The organism is Streptococcus sp. Marseille-Q3604, from assembly GCF_916619785.1.
Taxonomy (GTDB): domain Bacteria; phylum Bacillota; class Bacilli; order Lactobacillales; family Streptococcaceae; genus Streptococcus.
On record NZ_CAKAKM010000004.1, the window covers coordinates 1 to 8833 of the forward strand.

Sequence of the window (8833 nt, forward strand, 5' to 3'; positions counted from 1 at the left end):
ATATACTATAACTATCCTAAAACTTTTCTTTTTCATAATCTCCTAAATTCAGGGCTCAGGTCCTGGATTTTTTTGTTTTTTATGAATCCTGGATTTAGTAAGAACTGGCAACATCTCACTTAATATTCAAAGAAAAGCATACTTTTCTTTTTTGTCTACTCCTTTTCACATTATAAGAAAGCCTTTTCATTTTAATCTTGAAAAGGCTTTCTTATTGTCTTATAATATAAATTAAAAGGGGGTATTTATTATGGAAAAAAATGATAAGGCCAAAAAACACGCATCTAAAAAGTATCTGATTGCGTTTTCATGTGCATCTGCTCTTGCTAGTTTTGCACTTATTGCCGGAGCTGCTTTTGCGGATGAAGTAACTGCTAGTGAAACACTCAAGAATGACACGACAGCAAGTGTTACTGCCAATCTTGAAACAACAGCAGATTTAGTTGAAACAAAGGGAATTGAGGCAACTGCTTCTGCTGAAAGTTCAACAGTTGCTCCAGAGTTAGCAAGTTCGGAAAACGCTAGAGAAAGGGCTTCAGCAAGCACTAATGAAAGTCAATCACCTACTGAAACAGCCAACGTTGAAGCACACACAGCTTCAACAAGAGACAGTACCACTAGTGAAACAACTGCGACAACTCCTGTTATCAATGAGGACTTAAACGTTACAGGCGGTCAATATTACAGCGACCAAAACGGCAAATGGCATTACAGAGATGCCAATGGTAAGGATCTGACTGGACCACAAACCATAGATGGGGTTCAAGTCTATTTCGATAAAGAAAATGGCATTCAAGCTAAAGGCGTTTTTGCTAAAGACCCTAATGATGCTAAAAAACTAAATTTCTATGATAAAGATTCTGGTGCTCTTCTCAAAAATCAATTTATCGTGGTCTACAGCAACGATACGAAACAATATGAACGTTACTATCTAGATGAAAATGGGAACCCTGTGTACGGTGAGTATCGAATTAATCGTAAATCAGTCTACTTTGATGATAAATTTGGTACTCAAATCATTGACCGCTTTGCTCCTAATGGACACTTTTACGATCAGGATGGTGTTTTCGTCAATTTAGGTACCAACCGCTTTGTTGAAATCAAAGGAAAATGGTACTATCTCAATGATAGAGGACAAATTATAAAGGGCAACCATATCATCAATGGAGCTCAGGTCTATTTCGATGAAAATGGTGTTCAAATAAAAGGGAATTTTGACAAGGATAACCGCTATTATGATGAACACACTGGTAAGCTAGTAAGAAACCGATTCGTAACAGTCAACGATAAGAGCTACTTCGTTGGCGCAAAAGGTGTAGCCATGAAGGGGGCTACTCGTATTGATGGTAAAGAGTACTACTTCGATAAAAAGACAGGTGCCCAAGTGAAAGGTGACTTCGGAGGTAATGGTAAATACTACGATGCCTCAACTGGTGCACTTGTAACCAACCGTTATGTCAATGTAGATAAATATTGGTACTATGTTGATGCTGAGGGCAAACCATTAAAAGGTTCACAAACCATAAATAATGTTCCTGTCTACTTTGATTCTTATTATGGGCGACAAGTTAAAGGTGATTTTGGAGACGACGGTTACTACTATGATAAAGACTCTGGTGCGAGAATTACACTCGAAAAAAATCGTTACCATAATATTAATAACCATTGGTATTATGTCGGTTCAAATGGCAAAATCCTTAAAGGCGACCACATCATCAATGGTGCTCAAGTGCATTTCGACAGGGTATTTGGAATACAAGCTAAAGATGACTTTGTAGATGAAGATGGCATTAATGTTCTCTATGATAGCTTTGTTGTCTTTGGTAACCCAGTTAAGTATTATGACAAGGATACTGGTGAACTTGTTAAGGGGCGTTACTTTACAACTCGAGGCAAATGGTTCTATGCAGACAAGCAAGGCAATATTCTAAAAGGTGCCCATACCATTGATGGTGCTCCTGTCTACTTTGACGACCACCTCGGAACACAATTCAAAAACGTAGTTAAAAATGGCCACTACTATGATAAGGATACCGGTGAACAGAAGGATGTCCCACGGAACCAATTTGTTCATGTTGATAATGGTCTCTTCTATTATGATAAAGATGGAAAACCACTTTCTGATTCTCATACCATTAATGGTGTAACCTATTCGTTCTATGAAGATGGACAAGCCCGTCGAGGTACTTTTGGACCTTACGGTTCAGGGCCTTTCTATGATAAAGTTACTGGAGCCGCAGTTAGAGAAAAAGGCTTCCATCAAGTAGGTGGCGATTGGTACTATACTGACGAAAATGGTAATAAACTTCTCGGTCTTCAAGAAATCGATGGGAAACTCTATTATCTCGATAATACAGAGTCTACAAGCTTAGTTACTGGTTATCTCGCAAAAGATAAAGTGCTTAGTCCTGAGCAAAAAGAGTCTACTAGATATCCTCGGACATCTAGTAGTACTATTATCGAACCTAAAATCTACAGTTACTACTACTTCGACGCTGAAACAGGCGCTGCGGTAACCAATCAATTCGTCAATTGGAAGGACAACTGGTACTACTTCGGTAAGGATGGTAAGGCCCTCCTCTTCGATCAAGTCATCAATGGTCAACACCTCTACTTCGATTATGAAGGTAAGCAAGTGAAGGGCGATTTCGTTACAGACTACAAGGGGACTCGTTATTACGATGAAAACTCTGGTGAGCTCGTCACCAACCAAACACGTACCATCAATGGTGTGACTTATCACTTTGATGAAAATGGACGTGCAAAGCAATTGTAAGAAATGTAAGAAAATCGACTAAAATTTTCTCACAAGACATCTATACTAAAGGAAGTTGATTAATTTCAACTTCCTTTTTAAAATCCACGAAAATAATTTTTGTCTACTTTAAGAAAACTTTAGGCTTTGCTTTATATACTATAACTATCCTAAAACTTTTCTTTTTCATAATCTCCTAAATCCAGGGCGCAGGTCCTGGTTTTTTTTACGTTTTAAAAACTCTTGGAAACAATAAAAGTGTAAAAGCCACTTCAAGCCAAGAAAAATGTAAACCTTTTCTTATCTTTTTCTAAATTTCTTATATTTTCTTGAAACTCTCTAAAATAGCGCTATAATAGAATTTAGGAAATGGAGGAAAAATTATGAAAGTACATTCTAATTTTACTGGACAAAAGTCCAAAAAACGTCTGATTGCATTCTCATGTGCAACTGCTCTTGCTAGCTTTGCTTTTATCGCAAGGCCTGCATTTGCGGAGGAAGCTAAAGTTGACAACTCATCAAACCTTGATACGACTGCTGCTATCACTGCCAATGTGGAAACCACAGCAGATCTTGTCGAAACTAAGGTTGTTGAAGCTCCTGCTACTACTGAAAAGGCAGCCAGCACTGAAAGCACTACAAATGTCTCAGATCAAGCCACAACTGCTGCTGCAAGCTCTGAAACTGCCAGTGAAACAGCTTCAACAACTGCAAGTGAAAGCCAGACTCCTGCAGAATCAGTCGCAGGCCAAACACGTGAGGCTGTAACTACAGACCGAGCTGCCAATGAGACAGCTTCAGCTAGCGGAACTTCGAATGTTGAAACCAATATCACTGGTGGTCAATATTATAGTGATGATCAGGGAAACTGGTACTACAAGGATGCGAATGGGAAAAACCTCGTTGGCGAACAGACTATCGATGGTCAAAATGTCTATTTCCGCAGTAATGGGCAACAAGTTAAGGGGCCTTTAATCGGTTGGAAGAATCGTCTATTTCGTTACTACGATGTTGATACTGGGCAACTATGGACTAATCGATACCTTGAATACCAAGGTAATTGGTACTATTTAGGTGAAAATGGCTATCCCCTCACTGGAGAACAAACTATCAACGGTCAAGAAGTCTACTTTGATTATAAAGGTGTTCAAATCAAAGGTGACTTTAGTGGAGAAACTTATAGTTATCCTCATATGACTTTCTATTACGATGCTGACTCTGGAGCTAGAGTAAGAAAAGAAGGGCTTGTCAATGATAAAGGAGGAAAAACTTACTACCTCAACAATGATGGCTCTAAGTTTACAGGAGTTCGTGAGATTGACGGAAACCTCTTTTATTTCAAAATATATGATGCTACTACTCCTGTTTATATTGGCTCTCTACAAAAAGGTATCAGTATCTCTCTTGAGGAGGGGAAAAATTCACCACGTGGTAATAGTTATGGTTATGGTAATCCTACTAAAATCACTCGTCGATACTATTTTGACCCAATTACTGGTCAAGCCGTTAAAAATCGATATGTCCAAGAAAATGATGGCTGGTACTATTATGCTGAAGATGGAAATGCAATTCGTCCTCAAGATGGTGAAGTCAATATAGACGGTCAAATCGTTTACCTCTATGCCAATGGTCGTCAAGCTAAGGGAGAGCTTATTCTCGACAATGGTGTTCTTCGCTACTATGATCCTAATTCTGGAGCACGCGTCTCTAACACCACTCTAACAGTTAATGGTATGACCTATCGATTTGATGAAAATGGCGTCGGTACGGATGCTCCTAACCCAAATGGTTATTATAGCGATGATAACGGAAACTGGTATTATAAAAACGCGAATGGAGACAACCTCACTGGTGCTCAAATCATTAACGGTCAAAAAGTCTTCTTCCGTGAGAACGGCCAACAGGTTAAAGGGGCCTATACCAATGCCCGTAATAACCTTGTTCACTACTTCGATCCAGATTCTGGAGAACTCGCGACCAATCGTTATATCGAATACAACAAATCTTGGTACTACGTTGATAAAAATGGCAATACTTTAAAGGGTGCTCATACTATTGATGGTCATGAAGTCATCTTCAGTCGCTATGAAGGAACACAAGTCAAAGGGTGGTTTGCACACGATGGTGTATATATGCCTGAATACTTTTATGATAAAAATAATGGATATAAAGTAAACTATTCTGGTTTTGTAAAAAACTCATTTGGAGATACTTATTACCATGACGAAACTGGTAGACAAGTAATCGGCTTTAAAGAAATTGATGGCGAATTTTACTACTTCACCCCAGGTGGGGCAAGCAAATATATTCGAGTTGCTTCAATGGAAAAAAATAGCCTCCTCTATTATACAAAGGATAAAATTTACTATTTTGGTGAGTCTGGGAAAGCAGTTAAAAACCGCTTCGTCTTTACCAGTGGAAATTGGTATTATTTCAATGGAGATGGTACAGCAGCAATTGGTGCCTCTGAAATTAATGGTAAAAAGCTTTACTTTAATTCTAGAGGGGAACAAATTAAAGGTGCTTTTACACCAGATGGTCACTACTACGATGAAATCTCTGGTGAACTAGTCACCAACCAAACACGTACTATCAAAGGTGTAACTTATCATTTTGATGAAAATGGTAATGCGACCAAAGTTTAAGATATTCCTTACTTTAAGAAAACTTTAGGCTTTGCTTTATATACTATAACCATCCTAAAACTTTTCTTTTTCATAATCTCCTAAATCCAGGGCGTAGGTCCTGGATTTTTTGTGTTTTTAAACTCTTGTGACTGATAAAATTGTGACATTGGCCATTCACTCGCTTTTTTATGTAATCGTTTTCTTATTTTTGTCTAAATTTATTATGTTTCCTTGAAACTCTCTAAAATAGCGCTATAATAGGACTTAGGAAATGGAGGAAAAAGTATGAAAGTACATTCTAATTTTACTGGACCTAAGTCCAAAAAACATCTGATTGCATTCTCATGTGTAACTGCCCTTGCTAGCTTTGCTTTTATCGCAAGGCCTGCATTTGCTGAGGAAGCTAAAGTTGACAACTCATCAAACCTTGATACGACTGCTACTACCACTGCCAATGTAGAAACGACATCAGACCTCGTCGAAACTAAGGTTGTCGAAGCACCTGCTACTACTGAAAAGGCAGCCAGCACTGAAAGCACTACAAATGTCTCAGAACAAGCCACAACTTCTACAGCAAGTTCTGAAACTGCTAGTGAAACAGCTTCAACAACTGCAAGCGAAAGTCAAGCACCTGCAGAATCGGCCTCAGGCCAAACACGCGAAGCTGTAACTACAGACCGAGCTACCAATGAGGCTACATCAGCTAACGAAACTTCAAACAGCGAAACCAATGTCACTGGTGGTCAATACTATAGTGATGCATATGGTCACTGGCATTATAAAGATGCTAGTGGTAAAGACCTGACTGGACCACAAACTATTGATGGCGTTAAGGTCTACTTTAGAGATAGTGGTGTTCAGGTTAAAGGGGAATTTGCCTGGGACGGTCACTATTATGACAAAGATTCTGGTGCTCTTGTTACCAATAACTATGTAATTAACTATAATGATTTTCCCATAACTAACTCCTACGTAGACGAAAATGGAAATAAGGTAATTGGTTCCAAAGAAATTAATGGGGTTTGGAATTACTTCGATTATAATGGCAGACAATTAAAAGACAGATTTGATCCTAATGGACTTTATTATGATAAAGATGGGAAATTAACTGACTTAGGGATTAACCGCTACTTCCAAATTTCCAATTATTGGTACTATATTGGAAGTGAGGGGAAAATCTTAAAAGGACCGCAAACGATTGATGGTATCAAAGTTTTCTTTGATGAAGATGGTAAACAGGTTAAAGGAAATTTTGCTAAAGACAATCATTATTACGATAAAGATTCCGGTGAGCTTGTTACTAATAATTACGCAAACATTTATAGTAGCACCTATTACTTAGACGAAAATGGTTATAAAGTAACTGGCCACAAAGTAATTAACGGAATCTGGAATTATTTTGATAACTATGGTGAACAAGTTAAGGATAGATTTGCTCCTAATGGCTATTATTACGACAAGGAGGGTAAACAAGTTGATTTTGGTACTAACCGCTATTTCGAACTAGATGGCAAATGGTATTACGCAGGAAATGATGGTGCTATCCTAAAAGGAGCTCAAACCATTGATGGTGTTCAGGTCTATTTTGATAGCGATGGAAGACAAATTAAGGGGAAATTTGTTCGAGATTCCTCAGATTATAAATATCGCTACTATGATAAAGACTCCGGTGCTCTTGTTAAAAGCCAATACATTATAGATTATAATAAGAACACACAAAAATATGAACGTTACTATGTAGATGAGAATGGTATACGTGTTTCTGGACCACAAACAATCAGTGGTGCCTCCGTATACTTCAGCAATTATGATGGTCATCAACTTTTTAATGATTTTGGTGACGGTCACTACTATAACCATTATGGTAACTTTACAGACCTTGGTACTAACCGTTATGTTCAAATTGGAGAGAATTGGTACTATGTTGGTAATGATGGAAAAATTTTGACTGGTGAACAGACCATTGATAATGCTCATGTTTATTTTGATCGTAGCGGTAAACAGGTCAAAGGTGGGTTTGATAACAATCAACAGTTCCACGACAAAGACTCTGGTAATCTAGTTACTAACAGGTTTGTCACATCAAATGGTAAGATTTACTTTATTGGTTCTGACAGCAGAGCTGTCAAAGGTGCTACTGTAATTGATAATATCGAGTATCTCTTCGACAAAAATACCGGTGAACAAATTAAAGGTGGGTTTGTTGATTACTCTGACAAACTAATTAGTAAAGAGAATTACAATTATAATAATGATCCTGTTAAATTCTACGAAAAAGATACAGGAGCCCTTGTTAAAGATAAGTACTTTACAGTCGACGGTAAGTGGTATTATTCAGATAATAAAGGAAAGATTTTAAAAGGTCCACAAACTGTCCATGGCGTACAAGTTTACTTTGACCGTTACAATGGACAACAAATTAAAGGTACATTTGCCGATGATGGCTACTTCTACGACAAAAATTCTGGTGCTAAAGTAGATTTAGGAACAAGCCGCTATGTCCAAGTTAACGATAATTGGTACTATATTGGCAATGATGGGAAAACATTAAAAGGTGATAAAACTATCGATGGTATTCAAGTTCATTTTGACACTAATACAGGGCAACAAATTAAAGGTGGATTTGCTGACAAAGATGGTAAACTAGTCATAAAAGAAAAATATCATCTATCTGGCACTCCTATGAGATACTATGATAAAGACTCTGGTGCTCTTGTAAAAGATCAATACTTCAGCCATGATGGTAAATGGTACTATGCAGATGCGGAAGGAAATATCCTTAAAGGCTCACAAACTATTGATGGGGTGCAGGTTTATTTTGACTCTTATGGAGTACAAGCTAAAGACGCAATCGCAGAAGGTTACTACTACGATAAAGACTCTGGTGCTCGTCACGAAGTTCCTCGTAATCAATTCATCAAAGCCGATGGCAAACTATACTACTTTGATAGCGAAAAACAGTATTCTAACTACCGAACAATAAATGGTAAACGATACTATATTAAAGACGATGGAGAAGTCTTGAGAGGTTCTTTTGATCGTTATGACAATCCTCCTTACTTCGATGATGAAACAGGTGCTGCTGTCGAAAAACCTGGCTTTATTAAGTCTGGTGATAATTGGTACTACGTAGACGAAAAAGGAAATAAAGCTTCAGGTCTTAAAGAAATCGACGGAAAATTATATTACTTTTCTTACAATCCTACCAATAAATATGAAACCCACAAACAAATTCGTGGCGCTTTAGGAAAACCGAATTGGTTCTTCTATTCTTATAATACTGATACAAAAAATCCAGAAGAAAACCCAACTTACTACTTCGATGCTGAAACAGGTGCTGCTGTAACTAATCAATTCGTTAATTGGAAGGGCAACTGGTACTACTTTGGTAACGATGGTAAGGCCCTTCTCTTTGATCAAGTCATCAATGGTCAACACCTTTACTTTAATT

The 8833-nt window shown here is 37.8% G+C and carries 3 protein-coding genes; all 3 read left to right on the top strand.

What is annotated here, in order from left to right; genetic code table 11:
* The first annotated feature begins 250 nt into the window (after nucleotides 1-250).
* On the top strand, nucleotides 251-2776 hold the full coding sequence (locus LG375_RS10505) for an N-acetylmuramoyl-L-alanine amidase family protein (RefSeq protein WP_225745771.1): 2526 nt from the start codon (nucleotides 251-253) through the stop codon (nucleotides 2774-2776).
* Nucleotides 2777-3138: 362 nt separating this feature from the next.
* Nucleotides 3139-5400, top strand: coding sequence for a glucosyl transferase (locus tag LG375_RS10510; protein ID WP_225745772.1), 2262 nt, complete (start codon nucleotides 3139-3141; stop codon nucleotides 5398-5400).
* A 267-nt stretch (nucleotides 5401-5667) separates the two neighbouring features.
* The coding region (locus tag LG375_RS10515) for a glucosyl transferase (protein ID WP_225745773.1) at nucleotides 5668-8833 on the top strand (3166 nt) is incomplete at its 3' end.